A 24,317-nucleotide genomic window follows, 5' to 3' on the forward strand; every position below is an offset into this window, starting at 1 on the left:
CGGTTTTTTTAGCTGAAAGCAATAAATAATACACCAGCTGTAATAAAGACTACACCAACGCCGGTCATAAAGTTTAACTTTTCACCGAGTATAATCATAGCGAGAATGATAGAAAATACGACGCTTAATTTATCGACAGGAGCTACTTGTGAAACCTTTCCTGTTTTGAGGGCAAGAAAATAAAATAGCCATGACGAAGCACCTGCAATCCCACTTAATGTGATAAATAGCAGTGCTTTTTTATTTAGCAGTACGTCGCCGATATTTTGAAATTTACCTTGTATGATAATAACGCCTATCATAAATAATGCCATAATAATAGATCGAATTGTTGTTGCAACGTTTGCATCGATTCCGTCTAAACCAAACTTTCCAAAAATCGATACAAGGGCAGCAGCAATTGCTGATAATAGTGCAAATAAGAGCCACGAACTCATAGTAAAATTCCTCCAATCTTACAGTATTATACATGAAAATGATTCTCATGTATAAAGTTGAAGCAATTGAGATTTATAGGAAGCACGACTTCAACTTAACTTCTTGCTCCACCTGAATTTTAAGGTGGGAGTTTTAACGTCCGCAAATAGTGGGCTAAATAACGAAATAATCCCCACCTTATATTTTTTATAAGGTGGGGATTATTATACTACTCTGCAATTTCCTCATATAAAAAGTACGTTACATTATAAATATGTTCTACTTCATCGTCTGTCATAAACAGTAATTCGTCACGCTCAATCCCTTTTTTCTTTTCAATAAACTCAATCATGTTTTTGCGTTCTTCTCTCTTCATCAATTTTATTTCTCCTCTCAATCTGTTTTAATACAGTTTATTTAAGTTACTTCTATTATATAACAGAATCTTTAGAAAGTTCCACCTATTTTATTGTTTTTTTCAAAAGAACTTTTCGACAAAACAAGCCCACCTAAAGGGGGGCTTGTTTTATTTTATAGTCGTAAAAACTCAGGCTCCGTCGTACCGGCACCATCGATGTAATAAATTGTGTCGGGATTGATTTTTATCAATACGTAATTAGGGTCTTCAGGACCGAGTAACCAACGTTTTAAGCTATTATTCCAAAACTTATTTTTTAATGTCGAGTCTTCCTCGATTGAAGCTAACCCTTCAACTTCAATATAATCTTCATCTAATTTTTTACCTTCTCGTCCGAGTAATACATGGACATTAGGATTGTTTTCAATATCTGTTATCTTTTTTGATTTCCGATCTGTTGCAATATATAACACAAAATCTTCGTGGAAAAACATCATAAAGGCACTATGAGGTTTGTTTTCACGTACAGTAGATAATACACCAGTTCGTTGACCGCATATAATAGTTTCAATTTTTTCTTTTAAATGCATGCTTTTAGCCTCTTTTCATACTTTGTAGTTTTCTTCGTCTAAATAAGAATGAAGTATCTTTCATACTCTTTTCATCAACATGATTTTTTAAACGTAATTGTGATGAAATCGGACAAGTTAGGAGAAGAATAATAATAATATTGAGGAGAAATACATACGATGGAAGGATGAAAAGCATGTTTAATAAAATATTTCTTATAGTAGCGCTTATAGGTGTACCACTGTCTGTACTTGGAAAAACACTTCATTGGCCAGAAACAATTATGTTCGCTGTGTATTGTATTACGATTATCGCATTGGCTGGTTTTATGGGGAGAGCAACAGAGAGTTTAGCAATTGTTTCTGGTCCTAGAATAGGTGGATTATTAAATGCTACTTTCGGTAATGCTGTTGAACTTATCATTTCAATTTTTGCACTTCAAGCAGGGTTAATTGAAGTGGTGTTAGCTTCTTTAACGGGTTCGGTACTTGGAAATTTATTATTAGTAGGAGGACTATCCTTCTTTGTAGGAGGACTTAAATATAAAAGGCAAAGCTTTAACGTTTACGATGCAAGGCATAATTCAGCTTTATTAATATTTGCTGTTGTCGTGGCCTTTGTTATTCCAGAGATTTTTTCAATGAAGATGGACGCTGGCAAGACGTATCAATTAAGTATAGGTGTTTCTATTATTATGATTATCATGTACATTGCTGCATTACTATTTAAGTTAGTTACACACCGTGGTGTATATCAACACAAAAGTGACGAAGTAGCGCATGAAGAAGAGCCAGAGTGGTCGAAAGGGAAGGCACTCCTTATTTTAGCGATAGCAACACTGGCGGTAGCTTATGTATCAGAGGCGCTCGTGCATACTTTTGAAACTGTTGCAAAATCATTTGGTTGGTCAGAGTTATTTATAGGGGTTATTATCGTTGCAATTGTTGGAAATGCAGCGGAACATGCATCTGCAATTATTATGGCTTATAAAAATAAAGTAAATATTGCAGTCGAAATTGCAATAGGGTCTACATTACAAATCGCCATGTTTGTTGCTCCTGTATTAGTATTGCTATCTATGTTCTTCGCGCAGAGGATGCCTTTAGTATTTACCATACCAGAACTTGTGTCTATGATTACAGCCGTTTTCTTAACGATTGCGATTTCCAATGATGGAGATACAAACTGGTTTGAAGGCGGCACTTTACTAGCGGCGTATGTCATTATGGGAATTGGTTTTTATTTATTATGAAAAATAGGCATAACAATTGTGCTCAGAGAAAACAATAAATGAAGTAGTATATATACCTTTACATAGGAAGGAGCCAGACAGGTGAAACGAGTATACAGCATATGTCTTTCAACTATGGTCTCGTTTATTTTATTATTTCCTAACATGAGTTTTGCAAAGACAACAGTAGGAACAAAAATGCCTTCATCTGTTTTAAATATTTCAAAAGACAATACATTCCCAAATGATGCGCAAGATTTGCCACGTTTACAGCCGAGTAAGTTTGCTCAAGAACTATTGAAAACAGCTAATATTAAAATTGAAAATCCAGACTTAATTCGGATGTTTAATGAAACGACAATTTCAAATGCGCCGCTTGCAGTAGGGTATCGGGCAAAAATTTATTTAGGTCAATGGGCTTTACATTATGAATCAGTAGACACATCGATTAATTGGGAATATAAACAAGTGAATCGAAATGTGTATGATAATCGCGGAGGAGACCGTTTGTATTCACTTCGCTATAAGCAAGAAACACAAAAGACGGTTGAAGGCGATTTAACAGCAGATATGAAAGATGCTGCAGATGTGAAAAAAATGATGCTTCTCAAAGCGCTTGAAAAAGTACAATTGCCCCTTTCGTTTAAAACAACTATTGGTTATGGTACTGGACATGAGCGTGTGTATAATATTAGTCCGAGTCAACTCGGATATTTATACGCTTATACACCAGCAGTAAATGAAAAGGGAAAAGTAACATTTGGAGAAGTGTATCTTGTATTAAAGGGAAATCAAAAAAGACTTGTTGTGAAAAATATTACTTCTCAAGGAATTGGAGCGGCGATTCCAATTCATGATCATTTATTTTTTAAATTCATTTCTTCTTCCCACTCGCAATAACATAAAAAAACGTCAGCTTATAAGCTGACGTTTTTTTATAATGTAATGTTTGCTGTTTTTGATAAGAAATCTTCTGTCGGATAGTAGCTGTTTTTTACAAGAACATTTGGTCCAAGACATTTTACTGCAGGACAGTGACAGCTTAATGATTTTGCTGTTTTTGAAGCACTCCATTTGTCATATGCTTCTTGTAATGTGTTTGTTTGTATGTTTCCTAGAAGTGGAACATCACCAAAGTCCGTCACAATAATATTTCCATCGAAAATATTTACATTTAAACGAGAACGGCCATCTGGATCATTACGAACAGTGACATTTTTGCTCTCTTGTAATTTTTTAAATGTGGCAATGTCTCGCTCGTCATCGCTACAAGCATAGAAAGGTAACGTTCCAAATAACATCCATACATTTTCATCGCGAATTTCTAGTAAATGCTCAATTGCATTACGAATTTCAGCTTTTGTTAAAATCTCTAGATTACTCGCGAAGTCACTTGGATACATTGGGTGAACTTCATGACGTTTACAGCCCATCTCTTCGACGATTTGACGGTGAATATGTTCAATATGTGGTAGAGTTCTTTTGTTTAACATTGTTTCGGCCGATACAAGTACACCTGCATCTGATAGAGCCTTACTATTTGTAATCATTCTTTCGAATAATTTTGCACGTTGTTCGTAAGTAGGTTTACGCTCCATCATTGCAAATCCGCCTTCAACGAAGTCATCAATTGTTCCCCAGTTATGAGAGATATGCAACACGTCTAAATAAGGAATAATTTGTTCGTAACGTGCTAAATCTATAGTTAAGTTAGAGTTGATTTGAGTGCGAACGCCTCGTTCATGGGCGTATTTTAAGAGTGGTGTTACATAGTTGTCGACGGATTTCTTTGAAAGCATAGGTTCTCCGCCAGTAATACTTAAAGAACGTAAATGAGGAATCTCATCTAATCGTTTTAATAAAAGATCCATCGGAAGCGGATTTGGGTCTTTCGGCTGTAACGTGTAACCAACAGCGCAATGCTCACAGCGCATATTGCATAACGTCGTCGTTGTAAATTCAACATTTGTTAATAGTAGTTTGCCGTACTCTTCAAGGTCCATATACGCTTCCCATGGATCGTAAGAAGGAGTAATCGGCTTCATTTTTTGTGATATCGTCATATGAAATACTCCTTTGACTATTGAAATAACAATTTGTCCATTCTCTATAATAGAAGAATATGTGCTTTTTATAAAGTGAAACTTTTTAGCGTGAAAAGAGAGAGGGCTTACATTATAGTGGAGGACTGTGACAAAATTGATGAAATTTCATGCCCATAGCAATCATTTTTGCGGTATAATAAAAGCAACTCGAATTAAAAGGAGAGTGCCTTCATGGGAAAAGCAATTCAAGATAAAGATACACAATTAGTATATTTAAAAGAACGTTTAAATATGTTCATTGAAGTAATTGATACAATTGAACCTGAAGAAGTAGAGTTAGAAGATGTAGATCGTCTTCTTGCGATGTTAGATGAATTAGAATTAAAATGTGAGCAATTTAAAAAAGACGAATAATATATTAAAAAGGCTGCCAATACAAAATTGGTAGCCTTTTTCTGTACGGATAATAGAAGGACGGTAGAAAAAAAGGTATAATCAAGTTGTGAAAAATTTCATTTATCCTTTAATAGCATGAAATAAATAAAAAGCTGAAGAGTATAACAATGGAATTTTCATCTCATAACGTTTTGGTAGCGTTCACAATTGAGGGGGAAGTAACAATGGAAAAGCTTCAAGAAAGCATGTATCAACTAATTGTTGAAACGTCAACGAATTTACCGAAAGATGTTCGTCGTGCGATTCAACAAGCGAAAGAACGAGAAAATGCAGGGACTCGTTCAGCGATGGCACTTGGCACAATTACGAATAATATTAAAATGGCTGATGATAATATCTCGCCTATTTGCCAAGATACAGGGATGCCAACATTTAAAATTTATACACCAGTTGGTGTGAATCAACTAAAACTGAAGGAAGCTATCTATAGTGCGCTTGAGCGGGCGACAAAAGATGGTAAACTTCGTCCAAACTCTGTTGATTCTCTTTTTGGTGACAATAGCGGAAATAACTTAGGACCAGGTACACCTGTTATTAAGTTTGAGCAATGGGAAAAAGATTATATTGATGCACGTTTAATTTTAAAGGGCGGCGGCTGTGAGAATAAAAATATTCAGTATAGCTTGCCATGTGAATTAGAAGGACTTGGACGCGCAGGACGCGATTTAGAAGGAATTCGTAAATGTCTTCTTCATGCAGTATATCAAGCGCAAGGTCAAGGATGTAGCGCAGGTGTAATCGGCGTCGGTATCGGGGGAGACCGCACATCAGGTTACGAATTAGCAAAAAATCAATTATTCCGTACATTAGATGACATCAATCCAGTACCAGAGTTAAAACAGCTAGAAGAGTACGTATTAGAAAATGCAAATAAGCTTGGTATTGGTACGATGGGATTCGGCGGAGAAACAACTTTACTTGGTTGTAAAATTGGCGTATATAACCGTTTGCCAGCTAGCTTCTATGTATCTGTTGCATATAATTGCTGGGCATATCGTCGCCTAGGTGTGAAAATCCATCCTGAAACAGGAGAAATTATGGATTGGTTATATCAAGAAGGTGAAGATACACTTCAGCAAGAAGCACAAGAAAAAACAGAGCAACGTGAGATTGTATTACAAGCACCAATTACAGAAGAGCAAATTCGTGAACTTCGTGTTGGTGATGTTGTAACGATTAATGGCATGATGTATACAGGTCGTGACGCAATTCATAAGCATTTAATGGATAATGATTGTCCTGTAGATTTAAATGGACAAATTATTTATCATTGTGGTCCGGTTGTTGTGAAAGATGAAAATGACAACTGGCAAATTAAAGCGGCGGGTCCAACGACAAGTATTCGTGAAGAACCATACCAAGGCGACATTATGAAGAAGTTCGGTATTCGTGCTGTAATTGGTAAAGGCGGAATGGGTGCAAAAACATTAGCTGCATTAGAAGAACACGGCGGCGTGTACTTAAATGCAATTGGTGGTGCAGCACAATATTATGCTGAATGTATTAAAGAAGTGAAAGATGTTGATTTCTTACAGTTCGGTATTCCAGAAGCAATGTGGCATTTACATATCGATGGGTTTAAAGCAGTTGTAACGATGGACTCTCATGGTAACAGCTTACATGCAGAGGTGGATAAAACATCACTTGAAAAATTAGCGAGCTTTAAAGAGCCAGTATTTAAGTAAACAAAAATGCATCTCGAATCTTTCGAGATGCATTTTTTTGGTATATATAGAAAAACATGTTCAGCATGAAAGAATGCACAGCAACAGAAACTACAGGTACGATTATATATGGAAAGGAGACTATTTATGAAATATAAATGGTTATATATAGGTCTCATTTTTTCAATTATGATGGCACTTGTTCCAGTTTCGGCATTGGCTTATACAAATACTCCACACAACTGGGGAATCCCACGTCCTAAAAATGAAACAGTACCAGATGCAGGGAAATTATATACAGATTTACTACAAAAGAATGGTGGATTTTATTTAGGGGATACAAAGAAAAAAGATATTTATTTAACGTTCGATAATGGATATGAGAATGGATACACAGGCCAAATTTTAGATGTATTAAAAGAGAAAAAAGTACCGGCAACTTTCTTTGTAACAGGGCATTACATTAAAACGCAAAAAGATTTGCTATTAAGAATGAAGGATGAAGGACACATTATTGGAAATCATTCGTGGAGTCATCCTGATTTCACAGCGGTAAATAATGAGAAACTTCGCGAAGAATTAACGAGTGTAACGGAAGAAATCAAAAAAGTAACTGGACAAAAAGAAGTGAAATATGTACGCCCTCCGCGCGGCGTATTTAGTGAAAGAACATTGGCTCTTACGAAAGAAATGGGCTATTATAATGTGTTTTGGTCACTCGCATTTCTAGATTGGAAAGTGGATCAACAAAGAGGATGGCAATACGCACATAATAATGTAATGACGATGATTCATCCAGGATCTATTTTATTACTTCATGCAATATCAAAAGATAATGCAGAAGCACTTGCAAAAATCATTGATGATTTGCGCGAGAAAGGGTATCATTTTAAAAGTCTAGATGACTTAGTAAAAGGCAATCAACCGTAAGCATGTATGCTTGCGGTTTTCTCATGCTATAATGATGTGTAAAAAGGATGGGGAAAACGTATGTGGAGCGAACATGTTACGTTAGAGTATCCGTACCATTTTGAAGAAGTGTTAAAGCGTTTATCTTTTGATCCACTAAACGTCATTCAATTAGATGAGAAAGTCATGTATGTCCCGCTTTGTATAGACGAGGAACAGATTGTTGTCCGTTTGCAAGGGATTGGTACTGTTCAAAATCCACAATTTTGGATTTCTAGTCAGGCAGGAGATCCGGAGAAAGTCATGAAACGAATGAGGGCCATTTTTCATTGGGATGAACCGTTTCAAGATATACAAAATCATTTTTTAAACACATCATTACGTCCACTATTTGAAACATATGCTTATACTCCAATTATTTTAGAATTCGATTATTTTGCGTGTTTACTTCGCTGCATTATTCATCAACAAATAAATTTGAAATTTGCTACTGTGCTGACAGAGCAATTTGTAAAACGATATGGAACAGAGAAGAACGGTGTATTCTTTTTCCCTACTCCAGAAATAGTAGCAAATATTTCAATTGAAGAATTGAGAGAGCAAAAATTTAGTCAGCGAAAAGCTGAATATATGGTAGGATTAGCAAAGTGTATTATAGGTGGTAAGTTAGATTTAACTAGAATAGAAAACGAAACAGAAGAAGGGGTTGCAGCACAATTGTTACCAATTAGGGGGATTGGTGCATGGACAGTGCAAAACTTTTTAATGTTTGGGCTTGGACGGAAAAATATGTTTCCGAAAGCAGACATCGGGATTCAGCGTGCAGTACAAGGTGTATTTCAATTAGATGATAAACCGAGTGATGCGTTTTTAGAAAACGTGAAACAAGAATGTGAACCATACTGCAGTTATGCAGCGTTATATTTATGGAAAAGTATAGAGTAGAGGTGTAATAATGATACAAAAACAACATGAGAGTAAGTTGGAAGTTGGTCAAACATTTCCTGTGACAATTAAACGTCTTGGGATTAACGGAGAAGGCGTTGGTTATTTTAAGAGACAAGTTGTCTTCATTCCAGGAGCATTACCAGGAGAAGAAGTTGTTGCTGAAACAACGAAAATTCAGCGTGGCTTCGCTGAAGCAAAAGTGAAAAAAGTTCGTAAAGCTTCACCACATCGTGTGAAAGCACCATGTCCAGTATACGAGGAGTGTGGTGGCTGTCAGCTACAACATTTAGATTATAAAGAACAATTAAATCAAAAACGTGATATTGTTGTACAAGCATTTGAGAAGTACATGAATAACAGTTTGGAAGAAAAAATTCGTCCGACACTTGGCATGGAAAATCCATGGCATTATCGTAATAAGAGTCAATTACAAGTGGGGCGTAAAGACGAGAAGGTTATTACAGGGCTATATAAACAAAATTCACATCAGTTAATTGATATTGCCCATTGTATGATTCAACATAAAGCAACGAATGAAGCGACAAAAGTTGTAAGACGTATATTAGAAAAATTAAATGTTTCTATTTACAATGAGAAAAAACAAAAAGGTTTAGTACGCACAATTGTGACACGTACTGCAGTTCAAACAGGGGAAGTACAAGTTACACTTATTACAACAAAAGAAGAATTACCAAATAAAGAACAATTTATTGCAGAAGTACAAAAACAGATGCCAGCGGTTAAATCAATTATGCAAAATGTAAACTGGCGTAAAACATCTGTTATTTTTGGCGACAAAACATTTAAATTAGCTGGAAAAGAAGTAATTCAAGAAACACTTGGTGATTTATCATTCGAATTATCAGCACGTGCATTCTTCCAGTTGAATCCAGAACAAACTGTTGTTTTATATGATGAAGCGAAAAAAGCAGCTGCGTTAACAGGAAACGAGAAGATTGTGGATGCGTACTGTGGTGTTGGTACAATCGGTCTTTGGCTTGCAAATGATGCAGCGGAAGTACGTGGTATGGATGTAATTCCAGAAGCGATTGCAGATGCAAGAAAAAATGCGAAGCGTCACGGATTTACAAATACGAAATATGAAGCAGGTAAAGCTGAACAATGGTTACCGAAATGGGTAAAAGAAGGATGGCGTCCAGATGTAATTGTTGTCGATCCACCACGTACAGGTTGCGATGATAAATTACTGGAAACAATTTTAAAGGTGAAGCCGAAACAAGTTGTGTATGTGTCTTGTAATCCTTCTTCATTAGCACGTGATGTACAAGCATTAATGAAGAGCTATGAAGTGGAGTATGTGCAACCAGTTGATATGTTCCCGCATACTGCGCATGTTGAGAATGTAGTTAGATTAAAGTTGAAATAAGAAGGATTAGAAATGTTGATGTAGTTAACTACATCAACATTTTTTGTTATGTTAGCAGCTAAATCACCTTACGTAATCAACATACACACTTTCTGTATGGAGTATATGAAATGTCTTTCTGCATTCGAAAAGAATTTGTAAAAATATACAGTATTCAGATTGTATAGACCACTTTGTATTAATAAATTACAATATGGATGTAACATAGCAATTTTGCTATAGAAAATAAGCTAAAAGGGAGAAGATGTATGAAAAAATGGTTGGCATTATTTGTTTTTGGGATGGTTTCTTTATTTGCAACTTCTGCACATGCGGAATCATATGAAATAACAAAAACATTAAAAGTATATGAAAGCCGCAGTTTTAATTCGCCTGTGAAAAAAGAACTGCAGCCAGGAGAAAGGGTTTATGTTACAAATCAACATCCTAGTGGATGGTGGAAGATAAGTGGCGGATTTATTGCACCAGAGGGCGCGAAAGTAGAAATTAATCGAAATTTTGAAGCTTTTGATTGGATTAATATGGACAGTGCGAAGTACGTATTTGGTCCTCAAACTGTTATTGCACGTGATGGTACACTAAGAGGTGAAATTTTGATTGATACATATTTGGGGCAGAAGTGGACAAGTGTAAATGGAATGCCACAAATAATGAAGCAGAATTTTGCAGCATACAGTAGCCCTGAAGCTAAAAATCCAGATGCTTGGTTCGCTCCACAAACGGTTAATATTTTGCAGACAAAAGAAAACGGTTGGTCTTTAATTAACACGTATTTAGGGCCAAAGTGGATTGTTCGTTATCCACACGTGGAACATATTAATCGTGATTTTTATGCATACAATGAACCTAAGTACATGCATCACGGTGTGAAATTCTCAGCCCAATCTGTAAGAGTACTTCAACAAGGAGAAAATGGTTGGAAGAAAATTAAGGCTGGAGTTGGAGAAAAATGGATTGCGCCACAAGGATCTTATTACCATGTCCCAAATGTATTTACGGCATTTGATCAACCTTTCGGTAGAGCAATCGGCACTTTTGCACCACAAACGGTATTTGTAGTTGAAGAATCTACAACGTCATTTGGTTGGTTGAAAATTAGAACATACTTAGGAGATTCCTGGATTCGAACGAATCGTAATTAGTAAATAGATTACTTTATTCCTTTTAGAATGAAGTAACAATATGTTATAGTTCCCTCATATGGAAAAGCTGTATGAGGGATTATATTTTTAGTCCATTAAGACAAGGAGAATACGATGAATAATTATAAATTAACGATTCAGTACGACGGCGCACGTTTTAAAGGATGGCAACGTCTCGGTAATAACGATAATACGATTCAAGGAAAAATCGAAAGTGTCATATCTGAAATGGTCGGAAAAGAAATTGAAATTATCGGTTGTAGTAGAACAGACGCTGGTGTACATGCTTTGAATCAAGTTGCTAACTTTCAAAGTGATGAGAAGTTAGTGGAACATAAAGTGAAAAAATATTTAAATCAATATTTACCCAATGATATTAGCATTACGGATGTGGAAGAAGTACATGATCGCTTCCATGCTCGTTACAACTCTAAAGCAAAAACATATCTGTATAAAATTTGGAATGAAGAGCATACAAATCCATTTATGCGTAAATACAGCATGCATGTGAATAAAAAATTAAATGTGAAAAGCATGAAAGCAGCTGCAAAACATTTAGTTGGTTCACATGACTTTACTGCTTTTTCAAATGCGAAATCAAAGAAAAAATCTATGGTTCGAGAAGTATATACACTTGATGTGATGGAAGAGGCAGGGTTTGTACAAATTAGAGTAAGTGGTAACGGCTTCCTTCATAATATGGTAAGAAAAATTGTTGGGGCATTAATTGAAGTTGGATTAGGACAATTAGATGCTGAAGCAATTCCAAACATTTTAGAAGAAAAGCAGCGCAATCAAATTAATTGTCTTGCTGAGGCAAGTGGATTGTATTTAGAGAATGTTGAGTTTTAATGGCAAATAAAAAAATCGGGCTAAGTAGCTCGATTTTTTTAGTATTACGAAGATTTATCGTTTTTTATACGTAGCTTCAAATTCCAAAAAGCAGCAAGCATAATAGCTGCAAAGGAGCCAAAAATTGTTCCTAATAGCTTTGCATAAGGAGAGCTGCTTACATCGGCATTAATGAATAACATCATACAGAGCATGGCAGGGAAAAAGTATAAGTATTGTAATAACTTTAATTTTTTATCATTACCCATATATATAGCCCCTTTCTAGCATGTTATATGTTTATTATAACATATTTTACCAAGTTGTTTTTATACTTGGAGACATGTTTATTTCATATGTGTAAATGCAGTTTTTTAATCCGATATTGTAAGTTTTGCCTACTTAATCCTAAAAATTTTGCAGCTTGTGAGATGTTGCCATGATTCTCTTTAAGAATTTGGTTAATGTAGTTCTTTTCCATTTTTTCTATTGTGTGTTTTAAAGTTTTAGGTGCATCAGTATTGTGATTAGTTAGTGCATGTTGCATATTGAATTCTGTTTTTATTCGTTCACGAAAGCGAGTAGGCATATGAAACGCTGTAATGATGGTTTCATCTTCTATCAAGTTCATGGAACCTTCAATTATATGTTCCAACTCCCGTACGTTTCCAGGCCAATCGTATGCATAGAAAAATTCTCTTACATTTACATCTACATCGGTTACGTTGAGCCCGAATTGAGTATTATATTTTTCAATAAAGTGCTGAACAAGAGCTGGAATATCTTCTTTTCTTTCACGTAAAGGCGGAAGACATAAAGTAACGACGCTTAATCGGTAATATAAGTCTTCTCTTAATCGATTATGTGCGATGGCTTCGAAAGGATCTTCATTGATAGTTGCTATAATACGAACATCAATTTCTTTTTCGTGTGTGCCTCCGATTCTTCGTATTGTTTTTTCTTGTATAGCTCGTAGTAACTTCGCTTGAAGTGCTGGACTTAATGAGTTGATTTCATCTAATAACAAAGTTCCTCCGTTCGCTTCTTCAAATAAACCAGCTTTATCGATAGCTCCTGTAAATGCACCTCGGTTTGTACCGAATAATAAGCTTTCCATGAGTGTATCAGGTATAGCGGCACAGTTCTGTGAAATAAAGGGTTTTGTTGAACGCTGACTTTCATTATGGATGCTTTGTGCAAATAGCTCTTTCCCAGTTCCTGTTTCTCCTACTAGAAGTATGGAGGAAGATGTACGAATTACTCTTTTTCCTTCAGTAATGATTGATTGAATAGCTTCAGAATCACCAATTATGTGATCAAAGGTAAATTTAGTGCTTTGTTTTCGAGAAGGGCCCATTCTTATTGTTTGCTTTAAGTTACTAATTTCTTTTGATATTTCAATAGCGCCTTTAATTTTTCCATTTTCTATTATAGGGAAAGTATCGTTAATCGTTGTAATTTCTTGTCCTTTATTGTTAAAATACGTTTGTTTTATATTTTTGTTTGTTTTTCCTAATTTTAATGCCTCTATAAGAGTACTATTTTTATTTTCTTCAAATGCAAATATTTCTAAAGGACTTTTATATAATACATCTGAGCGTTCCATTGATTCAATTTCCATCATTTTGCGGTTATAGATAATCGTTTTACTTTCCTCATTAATAATATGAATCCCGATATCGAGTTCATTGAGTAAAGTTTCATATAGCATATTCATTTCAATGATCTGTTTAAAATTAATGTCTTCTGTACGCATAGATTATCTTCTCCTCATTTCACCCTATGAAGACTGACTTTTTATAATTTTATTAAAATTCTTATAAAATCGCAAAATTTTTTTGCTATTTTCCTTTTAAAACTTTTCAAATGATAGAAAAATTTTGCGGTTGTGCACGCTTTTTTGTGTAAAACGCTCATTTAATATATGAATTAGAGACTTGGTACGCATTTTGCATAAATAATATTCGAAATCTCTAGAGGGGAGAATATGAATTTTTATAGGATATACAACGTTTCAGTGTCAATTAATAAGAGGGAGGAATTTATAAAGTGAAGACAGTTATAGAAGGTGTGTATAGTCCTTGTTATGGAAAAGTAGAGAAGTTATTTGTTACGGAAAGTTCTTACGTATACGAGTGGGAGAAATTAGCGTTAATTGAAACGATAGATAAACAGAAAGTAGAAATTAAGATAGGAATCAGTGGTTATATTGAATCATTAGAAGTAGTAGAAGGACAAGCTATTGCTGATCAAAAGTTATTAATAACAGTAAGGGATGATCTTTTAGTAACAGGCAGTGATTAATGTAAGTGATGTGTATTTTTGCTCTTTTAAATCATTATTTTTACGGTGAATAATTTTAAAAGCGCTTACATTAAATGGATTGGCAAAGTGAAAAGGGGGGATTTATATGATGGATCAAAACCAAGGATTAAAAAGAGAATTGAAAAGCAGGCACATATTTATGATTGCACTCGGTGGAGTTATTGGTACAGGACTTTTTTTAGGATCAGGTTATACGATTCATGAAGCTGGACCTGGAGGAGCAATTGTAGCGTATCTTGTCGGTGGATTTGTAATGTATTTAACGATGCTCTGTCTGGGAGAGTTAGCGGTTGCGATGCCTGACGCAGGGTCTTATCAAACGTATGCGACAAAGCATATTTCTCCTGCAGCAGGTTATGTAGTGGGATGGATGTCGTGGTTAAACTGGTCTGCTACGATAGGTATTGAATTAATTGCAGTTAGTATTTTGATGAAACGTTGGTTTCCTGATGTACCGTCATGGATTTGGTGTGTAGTTTTCGCGGTACTGCTCTTTGCTATTAATGCGTTATCTTCAAGAAGTTTTGCGGAAGTGGAATTTTGGTTTGCAAGTATTAAAGTAATTACAATTATTGCATTTATTATTTTGGGCGGGGCAGCAATGTTTGGTTTTCTAGATATGAAAGGAAATGAACCAGCGCCAATGTTCTCTAGCTTTACTGATTATGGTGGATTGTTTCCAAATGGATTATCAGCCATTTTAATTACAATGATTGCAGTTAATTTTTCTTTCCAAGGAACAGAATTAGTTGGTATTGCAGCAGGTGAGAGTGAAAATCCAGAGAAAACGATCCCGAAGGCAATTAACAATACAGTTTGGCGTATACTTGTTTTCTTTGTACTATCTATTTTTATTCTTGCTGGACTATTCCCTTGGCAGCAAGCAGGAGTAATAGAAAGTCCATTCGTAGTTGTATTTGATAAAATTGGTATTCCTTATGCAGCAGATATTATAAATTTCGTTATTATTACAGCAGTACTATCCGTTGCGAATTCAGGATTATATGCAACTTCGCGTATGCTATGGTCTATGTCTAATCAAGGAATGATTAGTCCGATTTTTGGCAAGTTATCTAAAAACGGTGTTCCCATTTATGCATTGATTGTAAGCACAATTGTAGGTTGTCTCTCACTACTATCAGGTATTTATGCGGAAGATACAGTTTATTTATGGCTGCTTTCTATCGCTGGATTCGGAGCGATACTAGTTTGGGCATCTATTGCTTTATCAAATTTATTAGCTAGAAGGTCATACATGAAGCGGGGCGGGGATGTTAAGGACTTGAAATTTAAAACACCGCTGTATCCATTTGTACCACTTCTTGCGTTAGTATTAAATTTAACAGTAATCGTTGGCATGGCCTTTATTCCAGAACAAAGAATGGCATTGTATTGTGGTATTCCATTTATGATTGTTTGTTTACTGTTTTATCGTGCTACAAGAAATAAGGGAAATAATGTGGAGCATATTGAAAAGACAAATACAACGGAAGTAGAGAGTTTATAATAGTGATTAATTAGGAGACTGTAAAATTGTAAACAGTCTCTTTTTTTGTGAAAATAAAGCTGGAAACATACTATGTATGCAAAGGGGAGTTAGCGATGAATCCAGAAGTTTCGCAGTTGTTAAAACAAATAGATTCAAGGAAAGAGGAATTGTTGGAACTTACAAAAACATTAATTCGTTTTGAAACACCAGCACCGCCAGCGAGAAATACAAATGAAGCGCAAGAATTTGTTGCAGAGTTTTTAAGCAAACGAAATTTTAGTATTGATAAATGGGATGTATATCCGAATGATCCGAATGTTGTTGGGGTAAAAAAAGGGATAAAAAGTGACTCATATAAAAGTCTTATTATTAATGGACATATGGATGTAGCCGAAGTGTCAGCAGATGAGGCGTGGGAAACAAATCCATTTGATCCATTTATAAAAGATGGCTGGTTAGTTGGACGTGGCGCAGCAGATATGAAAGGTGGGCTGGCTGGAGCGCTATTTGCCATTCAACTTTTACAAGAAGCTGGTATTGAATTACCTGGAGATTTAACTTTTCAATCGGTAATTGGAGAAGAAGTTGGAGAAGCAGGTACACTTCAATGCTGCAAAAGGGGTTACGATGCTGATTTTGCAGTAGTAGTGGATACGAGCGATTTACATATGCAAGGACAAGGCGGTGTCATTACTGGATGGATTACAGTGAAAAGTCCGCAAACGTTTCATGATGCAACGCGCAGACAAATGATCCATGCTGGAGGACGTCTATTTGGAGCGAGTGCGATTGAAAAAATGATGAAAATTGTACAAAGCTTACAAGAATTAGAGCGCCACTGGGCAGTTATGAAAACATATGAAGGCTATCCATCTGGAACAACAACAATTAATCCAGCTGTTATTGAGGGAGGAAGGCATGCGGCGTTTATTGCGGATGAGTGCCGATTGTGGATAACAGTGCACTTCTATCCGAATGAAACACATGAACAAATAATAAACGAAATTGAAGAGTATATTGGAAAGGTGGCAGCTGCCGATCCATGGTTAAGTGAAAATCCGCCACAATTTAAGTGGGGCGGAGAATCAATGATTGTAGATCGTGGTGAAATTTTCCCTTCATTAGAAGTAGATAGTGAACATAAAGCTGTAAAAAAACTTAGCTCAGTACACGAGTCTATTCTATCAAAAAATGCAATTTTAGATATGTCTGCAACGGTAACTGATGGCGGTTGGTTTAGTGAGTTTCATATTCCAGCGATTATATATGGACCAGGTACATTAGAAGAAGCACATTCTGTAAATGAGAAAGTTGAAGTTGAACAGTTAATTGAATTTACAAAAGTGATAACAGCATTTATATATGAATGGTGCCACACGAAAAAATAGAGTTGTATAGTAAAATCGTACGAGTATGTATACTTGTACGATTTTCTAGTGAACTATTTCAGAGTTGAATATAAACAACTGAAATAGTTCTTTATTTTGCTATGTCTTTCGTTTCATTTCAAGTAATTTCTCTTTTGCTAATTCAACGGCAATCGCATCATCTAAATAGCCAATTGGAAAGAGATAGTCGGGAATAATATCTGTCGATAAAATGAAATAAAGTAATGCGCTCCCAAGAACTGCACGTTCTTCCTTTGAAATGGTTTCATTGCAAAATTGTTGATACATATCTGTTAATTGTTCAATAAAAGGACCAGCACTATCAATTTGCTCTAATTTGCTTGCGAAACTGTCACGAATACGTTTTTCGCCTTCTGTTGTCTGGGCATAGCGTTCGTAATTTTCGAGTTCTTGTTTTACGCGAGTTGTAGTGTAATCGAAATCGAATAAGTTAGAGGATTGTAAAGTTTGCTGAATGGTATCAAGAGATGTGTACATATCCGTTTTTTCTTTATTTATGTGAGGAGAATCAGGGTACATTTCATCAAATAACAATTGGGGTGGAACTTGAAGACATTCTGCAAATTTTTGTAGATGTTTTTGTTTTGGCGGTTGTTTGCCATTAATAATTCTTGAGACTGTTGCAGGATCAATATTTGTAAGTATTCCTAGTTGGCGCATAGACAGGGCGCGTTCTTTTAAAAGTTTTTTTATTAATTTACCAAGCCGATCATTCGGGTTTTCATTAGCCATAGTGTAGGCACTCCTTTTTTCGTGTTGAAAAAATGTTGAGCATTTATTACAAGTATATGAAACAGACAGGCACAGTTGCTCAACATTTTCATAATATGCATTGAAAAGTGAGAAAAAGGGGTGACTATTTATGAGTACGGCAGGCTTATTTTCAATTTTTTTAATCGGGATCGCTTCTAATTTAGATAATGCAGGTGTTGGAATTGCGTATGGCATTCGTAAAATTCGTATTTCGTGGTTTAACAATTTTATCATCGCATTCTTTGGGTTTTTATTTACTTTACTAGCTGGATTTTTTGGGAACTGGATTGCGTTATTTATTTCAGAGTTTACAGCAAACCTGATTGGAGCAATCGTTTTAGGGATAATCGGGGTGTTTATTTTATGTCAGCCTTTTTTGAGTCAAAAAAATACTGCAGGTTCTAAAGATGATAATATACTTATGGGAATTTTACGTGATCCAGAAAAAGCAGATTTTGATGGCTCTAAAACAATTAGTTTTTCTGAAGCACTTGTTTTAGGAGTTGCATTATCTATTAATAATATTGCAGGTGGGTTTGATGCAGGGGTAACAAATTTAAATCTTTGGCTTACAGCGACTATTTCTGGGGTGTTTAGTTTTATTTGCATAAGCGGTTTTGCGTATGTAGGAAAACGATATTTAGCAGCATACTTAGGGAAATGGGCTACGGTTATTGCAGGAGTGTTATTAATACTTATTGGGATTGATCAGTTGTTGTGAAAATAGAAAAGCAATGTTCGAGCATTTCCTCGGAAATACTTGAATAAGTTGCATATATCGACATCGGATATTTACTTCTTAATAAATAAAAAGCACCTACATACTACATAGGTGCTTTTTAGCGTATGTCTTCAATTAATTGTTCTGATTCTTCATGCATACTGTATTCACTTAACACTTGGATGCAAAGCCACTTTAATTCCTCAATCGTGTGCTCAAGTTCTTCAGGAAGCACATGATGAATGTCTTCAAGTCCCATCCCGAAATGAATAAGTTCAAGTACTTGATCATCGATGTTCCGATCCATTAATAATTCAAGTACTTCTAAATTGAATATGTATCGGTGAGCTTCGTCGAGTGAAACAACTTTTAACTTCAAGCTTTCTACAATACTCAATATAAAAAGAAGGATTGTTTTTTCAAGAACAGGTTGTTTTCCCATTTGAAATATTAGTTTCATCTTTCACACCTCCACATATAGCGCTAGGTTGTACTATATTATTCAGGAGGGGGGAACAAATATGCATGATATAGAGAAACTTTCAGCACTGTTTTTGTAAGAGGATTGATAACTGACAAAAGTGAGGTTTTGGTGAAATAAAAAATCCTGCTAGTATAGCAGGATAACTCGCGATTAAAAAATACTCCAGCCTTCTTGAGCAGAAAGAAGTTCAAGAATTTTAAAACCAGCAATACTATTTCCGTTTGCATCTAAAGCCGGTCCGAAAATGCCGATTCCCATATCGCCTTTTACGCAGCCGAAAATACCACCCGCTACACCACTTTTTGCAGGGATACCAACACGAATTGCAAATTCACCAGATTCGTTATACATACCACATGTGACCATAAATGTTTTGCAAATTTTTGTAATATGTTTAGGGATAATTTGTTTTTTCTTATATGGATCATATCCATCCATTGCAAAAATTAAGCCGATACGTGCTAAATCGATGCAGTTTATTTCAACTGCGCATTGACGAGTATATAAATCCATAAGTTCTTCAATATCACAATCGATAATACCGTTTTGTTTCATATAATAGCAAAGCGAACGATTTAGATAAGCTGTCTCTAATTCTGAATCGGCAACTTTAGAGGAATAATTAATAGTAGGGTTATCTGTTATTTCACGTACAAAATGAAGAATACGTTCCATTTTTTCCTCGTTATCTTTTCCTGCTAACATGCTTGTAATAGCTAATGCTCCTGCATTAATCATTGGATTAAGGGGTTTGGACGGACTTGTCGTTTCTAATTTAATAATAGAATTAAATGGGTCACCCGTTGGTTCCATTCCAACTTTAGAAAATACATATTCTTCACCACGGTCTAAAAGGGCAAGGGCAAGTGTAATTACTTTAGAAATACTTTGAAGAGTAAATAGTGTTTGTGAGTTGCCAGCATGGATATATTCTGTTTCTTTATGGAAAATGGCAATCCCTAAATCGTCTGGATTTGCATTTCCTAGTTCGGGGATATAAGTAGCAAGTTTTCCTTTTTTCGTATATGGTTTTACTTGTTCTAACAACTGTTGTAAGTTGTTTGTTTCAATGCACTGCATAGTACCAACGCTCCTATTTTGAATTAACTAAGTTTACTTTTCCCGATATGCTCGGAAATAAATAATAACATGAAAAAGTGGAATGATAAAACGAAAGTTCAATGTGCTATAATAGGTCTTTCGTTTCGAGTATTCTGTATTTTAAAAAGGAGAATTTCCCTTTTATATAATAGTTTGGAAATAGGAGATTTATCCATAAAAAATTCAAAAATAAAAACTACACATCTATACAACTATATGTTATTATGGTTATGTAAATAGAAAGCGTTTTCTAAGGCGTACTTATAATGATAACGATTTCATAAATTTGATAGGGGGAATTAAAATGTTGCAGTTTTTACAACGTATTGGTAAAGCGTTAATGCTTCCAATCGCCGTACTACCAGCAGCAGGATTATTGCTTCGTTTAGGGCAACCAGATGTATTTGATATTCCTGTTATGGCACAGGCCGGTGCAGCAGTTTTTGATAATTTAGCACTCATTTTTGCAATTGGTATTGCAATCGGTCTTTCAGTTGATGGTAGTGGTGCAGCAGGTCTTGCAGGTGCAATTGGTTATCTAGTTATGAAAAACAGTATTGATGCACTTAGTAAGGGATATTCTACTGTAGAATTACAAGATAAATTAGGCAAAGTCCAAGATTTAATAGGTAATAGCGCTAATGTAGATCCATCTAAGCTTGCAGATACAATGACACAAGTATCTAAGGCAGCCGAATTATCGACTAAAGTGGATATGAAAGTTTTAGGTGGTATCATTGTCGGTGTTATAGCGGGACTTCTTTATAATAAATTCCATAAGATTAAACTTCCAGAATGGTTAGGGTTCTTTGCTGGAAAACGTTTCGTCCCAATTGTTACATCGGTTGTGATGTTACTATTAGGAATTCTATTCGCACAAATTTGGCCAGCAATTCAAAATGCTATCGATGCATTAGCTCATGGAATTGTTAATCTAGGGGCAGTTGGTTCAGGTCTATTTGGTTTATTAAACCGTCTATTAATTCCAATCGGTTTACATCACGTAATGAACACATACTTCTGGTTCGTACTTGGTGACTTTACAAATGCAGCAGGTAATGTTGTAAATGGTGATATTGCTCGCTTCCTTGCAGGAGATAAAACAGCGGGTATGTTTATGACTGGTTTCTTCCCAGTTATGATGTTCGGTTTACCAGCAGCATGTTTCGCAATGATTGCGGCTGCTAAACCAGAAAAACGTAAAATGGTTACAGGTATGTTAGGTGGTCTAGCATTAACTTCATTCTTAACTGGTATTACAGAACCAATTGAATTCTCATTCATGTTCTTATCACCAGTATTATATGGTATTCATGCTGTATTAACAGGTCTGTCTCTATTCATTACAACAACACTTGGCATTCACGATGGTTTCACATTTAGTGCCGGTGCAATCGATTACTTCTTAAACTTCGGTATTGCAACAAAACCAGTATTACTTGCGGGAGTCGGTTTAATTTACGCAGTAATTTATTTCGTTGTATTCTACTTCTTAATTAAGAAGTTCGATTTAAAAACTCCTGGTCGTGAAGACGAAGAGGAAGTAGCTGAAGGTGAAGAAGCTCCAGTTGCAGGTTCAATTGGTGAAACTTACGTAGCGGCTTTAGGTGGAAAAGAAAACTTAACAGTTATTGATAACTGTGCAACACGTCTACGCTTACAAGTAAAAGATGCTGGTCAAGTAAATGAAGCAGCATTAAAACGTGCTGGTGCAAAAGGTGTTATGAAATTAAGTAATACAAGTGTACAAGTTATTGTAGGTACAAATGTTGAATCTGTTGCCGATGATATGAAAAAACACGTATAAATAATGAGATAAGAGGATGTCCAAAAAGATTGATAACATCAATTTTTTAGAGGATATCCTCTTTTTTTTGTTAACAATTTAACGGGAATCTTACTTTTGTAAATTTTCTTTTTCTTTTTTGTATATATAGGTTGGTAATATGTGCAGTGCGTGATAAAGTAGGGATGATATAGAATGGTTTATCCATAATCTACTAAAAAAAATCTTTAGTAGAGGAATTAAATTATTGGTGAGTAAGGGGAAAAAAGCAATTATGGATCAGGAAAAAAATAATGCGAATGGGAAAGCACGTCGGCCGATTGTATACATAAAAAGAACAATCATTCTCGTCTTACTATTATCACTTGTATATTTTATGTATACAAAAATTGTTGCGCATAATAAGAAAGAAGAAACTTTAAAAGCGGCAGCAGAAATGAAGAAACAAGAAGAGCTAAAAAAGAAAGAAGAAAAAAAGAAACAAGAAGTACAGAAGCAAAAACAAAAAGAGCAGGAAGAACAAGTGAAGCAAGCGCAAGCTGCGGAACAGCCTGCTGAAGGACCACCTCAAGAAATTAATGAAAACGCTCAATTGGACCAGTATTTACAAAACACAGGATTTAGCGGGACAGCTGTTATTGTGAAGAACGGAAAAGTTCTTCTGAATAAAGGGTACGGTATGGCAAATAAAGAGCAGCAAGTACCGAATAATTCAGAGACGACTTTTTATATTGGTTCTATTTCAAAGGCGTTTGTAGCAACTGCTATTATGCAATTGAAAGATCAAAATAAATTACAAGTAGAAGATACTGTTGCAAAGTATATTCCAGATTTTCCACAAGGTAATAGTATTCAGCTAAAACATCTATTAACACATACATCAGGGATTCCAGAATATGAGCAAGGAAAAGAAGATATTTCTCATGAAGAACTGATCAAAAGGATAGGAAATCAAAAGCGTATTGGTGGTCCAGGAGAGAAGTGGAAGTATTCCGATTCGAACTACTCTATACTTGCATACATTGCCGAGAAGGTAAGTGGACAGTCGCTTGAAGAATATATTAAACAACATATTTTTGCTACTGCCGGTATGAAACATTCTGGTTTTGGCACAGCGTTAGAACAAACAAGATTCCCATCAACGGGTTATAAAATAGTAAATAATAATATGACAACACCTAATATTCCGAGCATGTCGCAACTATATGGTTGTGGTGATATATATACGAGTGCACATGATTTATATTTATTTAACGAAGCGTTATACTCTGGAAAGTTAATTTCAAAAGCGAGTTACGATCAAATGTTTACAGCTGTGAAAAAGGATTACGGATTTGGCTGGTACGTAGACCCAGGAAGCTATTCGAATCACGGTGTAATGCCAGGTTGGAATTGTTTAAATGGATTTAGTAAAAATGGTAGTGTGTATGTTGTTTTATTATCTAACATTCAAAACAACATTAAATCATTTGGTAAAGTGAATAATGACATTTATACGATGTTGCGAAATATTGAAGTGTAAAAAACTATCCTTTTGGATAGTTTTTTTTTGCCCTGAAACAAATATTTCTTTTAGAAAATGTATGCCTTACCTATCACAAAAATATCTATTTTGTATACATTAAGATGTATGGATGTAAAATTTTATAATCTAAAAATAATAGGAGGAGAAGTGTATGTGTCTGTTCAGAAAATATTGGCATAAATTATCAAGATTGTTTAATAGACAATTAGGCTATTTTTTAGATGATAAATTATTGCCCGCTGTGGAACGACTTTTATTTTCGCAAAACTTTGCAAGGTTTATTCAAAGAAACTCTAAGCAAGCTACGGAAGAATTTATAAAATCAAGTCAATTTCAATCTATTATTTGTAACATTTTAAAAGAATGCAATACATCACCTTTTAAAGAAATTGCAAAGCAGTATTTAGGTAAAAACGTAGAAATTACGGTGACTGTTGGACAATTAACAGGCGTTATTGTAGCAGTCGGTGATGATTTCTTAACATTGCAAGAAGGAATAGGAACTGAAGTTTTATTACCATTTACAAGCATTATATCAATTAAAGAAGTGTAAGAAAGGAGAGTTATATATGTTATTTACTGATGAATTACGTAACCATGTTGGTGAATTAGTGCAAGTTGTGACAGCTGTAGAAATTGTTACAGGCATTCTTTTATCTGTGACAGATGGGGCGGTAAGTGTTCGTACTTCTCCTTCTTATGGACCACCGGAAGATGTAATTGTGCGTACTCCTATTATTGCTTATGTTCGCTTGGAAGGGTAAGC

The 24,317-nt window shown here is 35.2% G+C and carries 26 protein-coding genes and 1 pseudogene; 18 read left to right on the forward strand and 9 right to left on the reverse strand.

Annotation, left to right across the window (positions count from 1 at the left end):
• Nucleotides 1–8: 8 nt before the first annotated feature.
• The 3 genes from RT27_RS03765 to RT27_RS03775 all read right to left on the reverse strand — a co-directional run bounded on the left by RT27_RS03765 (nucleotide 9) and on the right by RT27_RS03775 (nucleotide 1,365).
• Nucleotides 9–437, reverse strand: a complete 429-nt coding sequence (locus RT27_RS03765) for an EamA family transporter (RefSeq protein ID WP_000100295.1) — start codon at nucleotides 435–437, stop codon at nucleotides 9–11.
• A gap of 209 nt (nucleotides 438–646) precedes the next feature.
• A complete protein-coding gene (locus RT27_RS03770) occupies nucleotides 647–793 on the reverse strand; it encodes a BH0509 family protein (RefSeq protein WP_000817786.1) in 147 nt (48 codons plus the stop codon).
• A 155-nt stretch (nucleotides 794–948) separates the two neighbouring features.
• On the reverse strand, nucleotides 949–1,365 hold the full coding sequence (locus tag RT27_RS03775; RefSeq protein WP_016083647.1) for a pyridoxamine 5'-phosphate oxidase family protein: 417 nt from the start codon (nucleotides 1,363–1,365) through the stop codon (nucleotides 949–951).
• Nucleotides 1,366–1,541: 176 nt separating this feature from the next.
• Here RT27_RS03775 and cax point away from each other — a divergent pair, with 176 nt between their 5' ends.
• A complete protein-coding gene (cax, locus tag RT27_RS03780; RefSeq protein ID WP_000482131.1) occupies nucleotides 1,542–2,597 on the forward strand; it encodes a calcium/proton exchanger in 1,056 nt (351 codons plus the stop codon).
• An 81-nt stretch (nucleotides 2,598–2,678) separates the two neighbouring features.
• Nucleotides 2,679–3,476 (forward strand): YfkD famly protein, encoded by a 798-nt coding sequence (locus tag RT27_RS03785; protein WP_043935346.1) that lies wholly within the window; start codon nucleotides 2,679–2,681, stop codon nucleotides 3,474–3,476.
• 35 nt (nucleotides 3,477–3,511) lie between these two features.
• On the opposite strand, the gene yfkAB is transcribed toward RT27_RS03785, so the two are convergent.
• On the reverse strand, nucleotides 3,512–4,639 hold the full coding sequence (yfkAB, locus tag RT27_RS03790; protein WP_000156025.1) for a radical SAM/CxCxxxxC motif protein YfkAB: 1,128 nt from the start codon (nucleotides 4,637–4,639) through the stop codon (nucleotides 3,512–3,514).
• Between the two features lie 213 nt (nucleotides 4,640–4,852).
• Between yfkAB and RT27_RS03795 the strand changes: the two genes are divergently transcribed.
• From RT27_RS03795 to truA, 7 genes are all read left to right on the forward strand, one after another.
• Nucleotides 4,853–5,035, forward strand: a complete 183-nt coding sequence (locus RT27_RS03795) for an SE1561 family protein (protein WP_000513558.1) — start codon at nucleotides 4,853–4,855, stop codon at nucleotides 5,033–5,035.
• A gap of 206 nt (nucleotides 5,036–5,241) precedes the next feature.
• Nucleotides 5,242–6,762 carry a class I fumarate hydratase gene (gene fumA, locus RT27_RS03800; RefSeq protein WP_082044940.1) on the forward strand — a complete coding sequence of 507 codons (1,521 nt, stop codon included), beginning with the start codon at nucleotides 5,242–5,244 and terminating at the stop codon, nucleotides 6,760–6,762.
• A gap of 126 nt (nucleotides 6,763–6,888) precedes the next feature.
• Nucleotides 6,889–7,671 carry a delta-lactam-biosynthetic de-N-acetylase gene (gene pdaA / locus RT27_RS03805; protein ID WP_043935348.1) on the forward strand — a complete coding sequence of 261 codons (783 nt, stop codon included), beginning with the start codon at nucleotides 6,889–6,891 and terminating at the stop codon, nucleotides 7,669–7,671.
• A gap of 60 nt (nucleotides 7,672–7,731) precedes the next feature.
• Entirely contained in the window at nucleotides 7,732–8,595 is an 864-nt protein-coding gene (locus tag RT27_RS03810; protein WP_043935349.1) for a DNA-3-methyladenine glycosylase, read from the forward strand.
• 10 nt (nucleotides 8,596–8,605) lie between these two features.
• Complete coding sequence (gene rlmD / locus RT27_RS03815; protein WP_043935350.1) at nucleotides 8,606–9,985, forward strand: 23S rRNA (uracil(1939)-C(5))-methyltransferase RlmD; 1,380 nt, start codon at nucleotides 8,606–8,608, stop codon at nucleotides 9,983–9,985.
• 248 nt (nucleotides 9,986–10,233) lie between these two features.
• On the forward strand, nucleotides 10,234–11,127 hold the full coding sequence (locus tag RT27_RS03820) for a hypothetical protein (protein ID WP_016083642.1): 894 nt from the start codon (nucleotides 10,234–10,236) through the stop codon (nucleotides 11,125–11,127).
• 114 nt (nucleotides 11,128–11,241) lie between these two features.
• Entirely contained in the window at nucleotides 11,242–11,979 is a 738-nt protein-coding gene (truA, locus tag RT27_RS03825) for a tRNA pseudouridine(38-40) synthase TruA (RefSeq protein ID WP_016083641.1), read from the forward strand.
• A 44-nt stretch (nucleotides 11,980–12,023) separates the two neighbouring features.
• Here the strand turns inward: truA and RT27_RS03830 are convergent, their stop codons facing one another.
• Together RT27_RS03830 and RT27_RS03835 are read right to left on the reverse strand one after the other, a co-directional pair.
• Nucleotides 12,024–12,227: a hypothetical protein gene (locus tag RT27_RS03830; protein ID WP_016083640.1), complete on the reverse strand. Its 204-nt coding sequence runs from the start codon at nucleotides 12,225–12,227 to the stop codon at nucleotides 12,024–12,026.
• Between the two features lie 83 nt (nucleotides 12,228–12,310).
• The gene (locus RT27_RS03835) at nucleotides 12,311–13,714 is read right to left on the reverse strand and encodes a sigma 54-interacting transcriptional regulator (protein WP_016083639.1); all 1,404 of its coding nucleotides are present in this window, start codon (nucleotides 13,712–13,714) and stop codon (nucleotides 12,311–12,313) included.
• Nucleotides 13,715–14,007: 293 nt separating this feature from the next.
• On the opposite strand from RT27_RS03835, the gene RT27_RS03840 reads away from it, so the two are divergent.
• From RT27_RS03840 to RT27_RS03850, 3 genes are all read left to right on the forward strand, one after another.
• On the forward strand, nucleotides 14,008–14,262 hold the full coding sequence (locus tag RT27_RS03840) for a biotin/lipoyl-containing protein (protein ID WP_000859489.1): 255 nt from the start codon (nucleotides 14,008–14,010) through the stop codon (nucleotides 14,260–14,262).
• A 106-nt stretch (nucleotides 14,263–14,368) separates the two neighbouring features.
• On the forward strand, nucleotides 14,369–15,790 hold the full coding sequence (locus RT27_RS03845; protein ID WP_016083638.1) for an amino acid permease: 1,422 nt from the start codon (nucleotides 14,369–14,371) through the stop codon (nucleotides 15,788–15,790).
• Between the two features lie 95 nt (nucleotides 15,791–15,885).
• On the forward strand, nucleotides 15,886–17,160 hold the full coding sequence (locus tag RT27_RS03850) for an acetylornithine deacetylase (protein WP_043935351.1): 1,275 nt from the start codon (nucleotides 15,886–15,888) through the stop codon (nucleotides 17,158–17,160).
• A 99-nt stretch (nucleotides 17,161–17,259) separates the two neighbouring features.
• Here RT27_RS03850 and RT27_RS03855 read toward each other — a convergent pair whose 3' ends face one another.
• Entirely contained in the window at nucleotides 17,260–17,913 is a 654-nt protein-coding gene (locus RT27_RS03855) for a DUF1232 domain-containing protein (RefSeq protein WP_016083636.1), read from the reverse strand.
• Between the two features lie 130 nt (nucleotides 17,914–18,043).
• Here RT27_RS03855 and ytaF point away from each other — a divergent pair, with 130 nt between their 5' ends.
• Entirely contained in the window at nucleotides 18,044–18,655 is a 612-nt protein-coding gene (gene ytaF, locus RT27_RS03860) for a sporulation membrane protein YtaF (protein WP_043935352.1), read from the forward strand.
• Nucleotides 18,656–18,773: 118 nt separating this feature from the next.
• On the opposite strand, the gene RT27_RS03865 is transcribed toward ytaF, so the two are convergent.
• Together RT27_RS03865 and glsA are read right to left on the reverse strand one after the other, a co-directional pair.
• Nucleotides 18,774–19,115, reverse strand: coding sequence for a DUF3969 family protein (locus RT27_RS03865; RefSeq protein WP_000766603.1), 342 nt, complete (start codon nucleotides 19,113–19,115; stop codon nucleotides 18,774–18,776).
• A 174-nt stretch (nucleotides 19,116–19,289) separates the two neighbouring features.
• Nucleotides 19,290–20,219, reverse strand: coding sequence for a glutaminase A (gene glsA, locus RT27_RS03870; RefSeq protein ID WP_016083634.1), 930 nt, complete (start codon nucleotides 20,217–20,219; stop codon nucleotides 19,290–19,292).
• Nucleotides 20,220–20,288: 69 nt separating this feature from the next.
• Here glsA and RT27_RS36200 point away from each other — a divergent pair.
• The 5 genes and pseudogenes from RT27_RS36200 to RT27_RS03890 all read left to right on the forward strand — a co-directional run bounded on the left by RT27_RS36200 (nucleotide 20,289) and on the right by RT27_RS03890 (nucleotide 24,315).
• Nucleotides 20,289–20,403: pseudogene (locus RT27_RS36200) on the forward strand (transcriptional regulator).
• A gap of 141 nt (nucleotides 20,404–20,544) precedes the next feature.
• Nucleotides 20,545–22,047 (forward strand): N-acetylglucosamine-specific PTS transporter subunit IIBC, encoded by a 1,503-nt coding sequence (nagE, locus tag RT27_RS03875; RefSeq protein WP_043935353.1) that lies wholly within the window; start codon nucleotides 20,545–20,547, stop codon nucleotides 22,045–22,047.
• A gap of 253 nt (nucleotides 22,048–22,300) precedes the next feature.
• Nucleotides 22,301–23,548, forward strand: a complete 1,248-nt coding sequence (locus tag RT27_RS03880) for a serine hydrolase domain-containing protein (protein WP_043315048.1) — start codon at nucleotides 22,301–22,303, stop codon at nucleotides 23,546–23,548.
• Nucleotides 23,549–23,702: 154 nt separating this feature from the next.
• On the forward strand, nucleotides 23,703–24,104 hold the full coding sequence (locus tag RT27_RS03885; protein WP_000335538.1) for a hypothetical protein: 402 nt from the start codon (nucleotides 23,703–23,705) through the stop codon (nucleotides 24,102–24,104).
• A gap of 16 nt (nucleotides 24,105–24,120) precedes the next feature.
• Nucleotides 24,121–24,315 (forward strand): hypothetical protein, encoded by a 195-nt coding sequence (locus tag RT27_RS03890; RefSeq protein ID WP_000899476.1) that lies wholly within the window; start codon nucleotides 24,121–24,123, stop codon nucleotides 24,313–24,315.
• Nucleotides 24,316–24,317: the final 2 nt, after the last annotated feature.

It is taken from the genome of Bacillus sp. L_1B0_5 (genome assembly GCF_000836715.1).
GTDB classification, from domain to species: Bacteria; Bacillota; Bacilli; order Bacillales; family Bacillaceae_G; genus Bacillus_A; species Bacillus_A thuringiensis_S.

Bases quoted from the DNA above. Each gene is read 5' to 3' on its own strand.
- RT27_RS03855 (WP_016083636.1), bottom strand. From the start codon at position 17,913: ATGGCTAATGAAAACCCGAATGATCGGCTTGGTAAATTAATAAAAAAA.
- rlmD (WP_043935350.1), top strand. From the start codon at position 8,606: ATGATACAAAAACAACATGAGAGTAAGTTGGAAGTTGGTCAAACATTT.
- RT27_RS03880 (WP_043315048.1), top strand. From the start codon at position 22,301: ATGGATCAGGAAAAAAATAATGCGAATGGGAAAGCACGTCGGCCGATT.
- RT27_RS03835 (WP_016083639.1), bottom strand. From the start codon at position 13,714: ATGCGTACAGAAGACATTAATTTTAAACAGATCATTGAAATGAATATG.
- RT27_RS03885 (WP_000335538.1), top strand. From the start codon at position 23,703: ATGTGTCTGTTCAGAAAATATTGGCATAAATTATCAAGATTGTTTAAT.
- nagE (WP_043935353.1), top strand. From the start codon at position 20,545: ATGTTGCAGTTTTTACAACGTATTGGTAAAGCGTTAATGCTTCCAATC.
- RT27_RS03810 (WP_043935349.1), top strand. From the start codon at position 7,732: ATGTGGAGCGAACATGTTACGTTAGAGTATCCGTACCATTTTGAAGAA.
- glsA (WP_016083634.1), bottom strand. From the start codon at position 20,219: ATGCAGTGCATTGAAACAAACAACTTACAACAGTTGTTAGAACAAGTA.
- yfkAB (WP_000156025.1), bottom strand. From the start codon at position 4,639: ATGACGATATCACAAAAAATGAAGCCGATTACTCCTTCTTACGATCCA.
- RT27_RS03820 (WP_016083642.1), top strand. From the start codon at position 10,234: ATGAAAAAATGGTTGGCATTATTTGTTTTTGGGATGGTTTCTTTATTT.
- RT27_RS03830 (WP_016083640.1), bottom strand. From the start codon at position 12,227: ATGGGTAATGATAAAAAATTAAAGTTATTACAATACTTATACTTTTTC.
- RT27_RS03765 (WP_000100295.1), bottom strand. From the start codon at position 437: ATGAGTTCGTGGCTCTTATTTGCACTATTATCAGCAATTGCTGCTGCC.
- RT27_RS03775 (WP_016083647.1), bottom strand. From the start codon at position 1,365: ATGCATTTAAAAGAAAAAATTGAAACTATTATATGCGGTCAACGAACT.
- fumA (WP_082044940.1), top strand. From the start codon at position 5,242: ATGGAAAAGCTTCAAGAAAGCATGTATCAACTAATTGTTGAAACGTCA.
- RT27_RS03845 (WP_016083638.1), top strand. From the start codon at position 14,369: ATGATGGATCAAAACCAAGGATTAAAAAGAGAATTGAAAAGCAGGCAC.
- RT27_RS03890 (WP_000899476.1), top strand. From the start codon at position 24,121: ATGTTATTTACTGATGAATTACGTAACCATGTTGGTGAATTAGTGCAA.
- RT27_RS03795 (WP_000513558.1), top strand. From the start codon at position 4,853: ATGGGAAAAGCAATTCAAGATAAAGATACACAATTAGTATATTTAAAA.
- RT27_RS03850 (WP_043935351.1), top strand. From the start codon at position 15,886: ATGAATCCAGAAGTTTCGCAGTTGTTAAAACAAATAGATTCAAGGAAA.
- cax (WP_000482131.1), top strand. From the start codon at position 1,542: ATGTTTAATAAAATATTTCTTATAGTAGCGCTTATAGGTGTACCACTG.
- RT27_RS03770 (WP_000817786.1), bottom strand. From the start codon at position 793: ATGAAGAGAGAAGAACGCAAAAACATGATTGAGTTTATTGAAAAGAAA.
- truA (WP_016083641.1), top strand. From the start codon at position 11,242: ATGAATAATTATAAATTAACGATTCAGTACGACGGCGCACGTTTTAAA.
- pdaA (WP_043935348.1), top strand. From the start codon at position 6,889: ATGAAATATAAATGGTTATATATAGGTCTCATTTTTTCAATTATGATG.
- ytaF (WP_043935352.1), top strand. From the start codon at position 18,044: ATGAGTACGGCAGGCTTATTTTCAATTTTTTTAATCGGGATCGCTTCT.
- RT27_RS03865 (WP_000766603.1), bottom strand. From the start codon at position 19,115: ATGAAACTAATATTTCAAATGGGAAAACAACCTGTTCTTGAAAAAACA.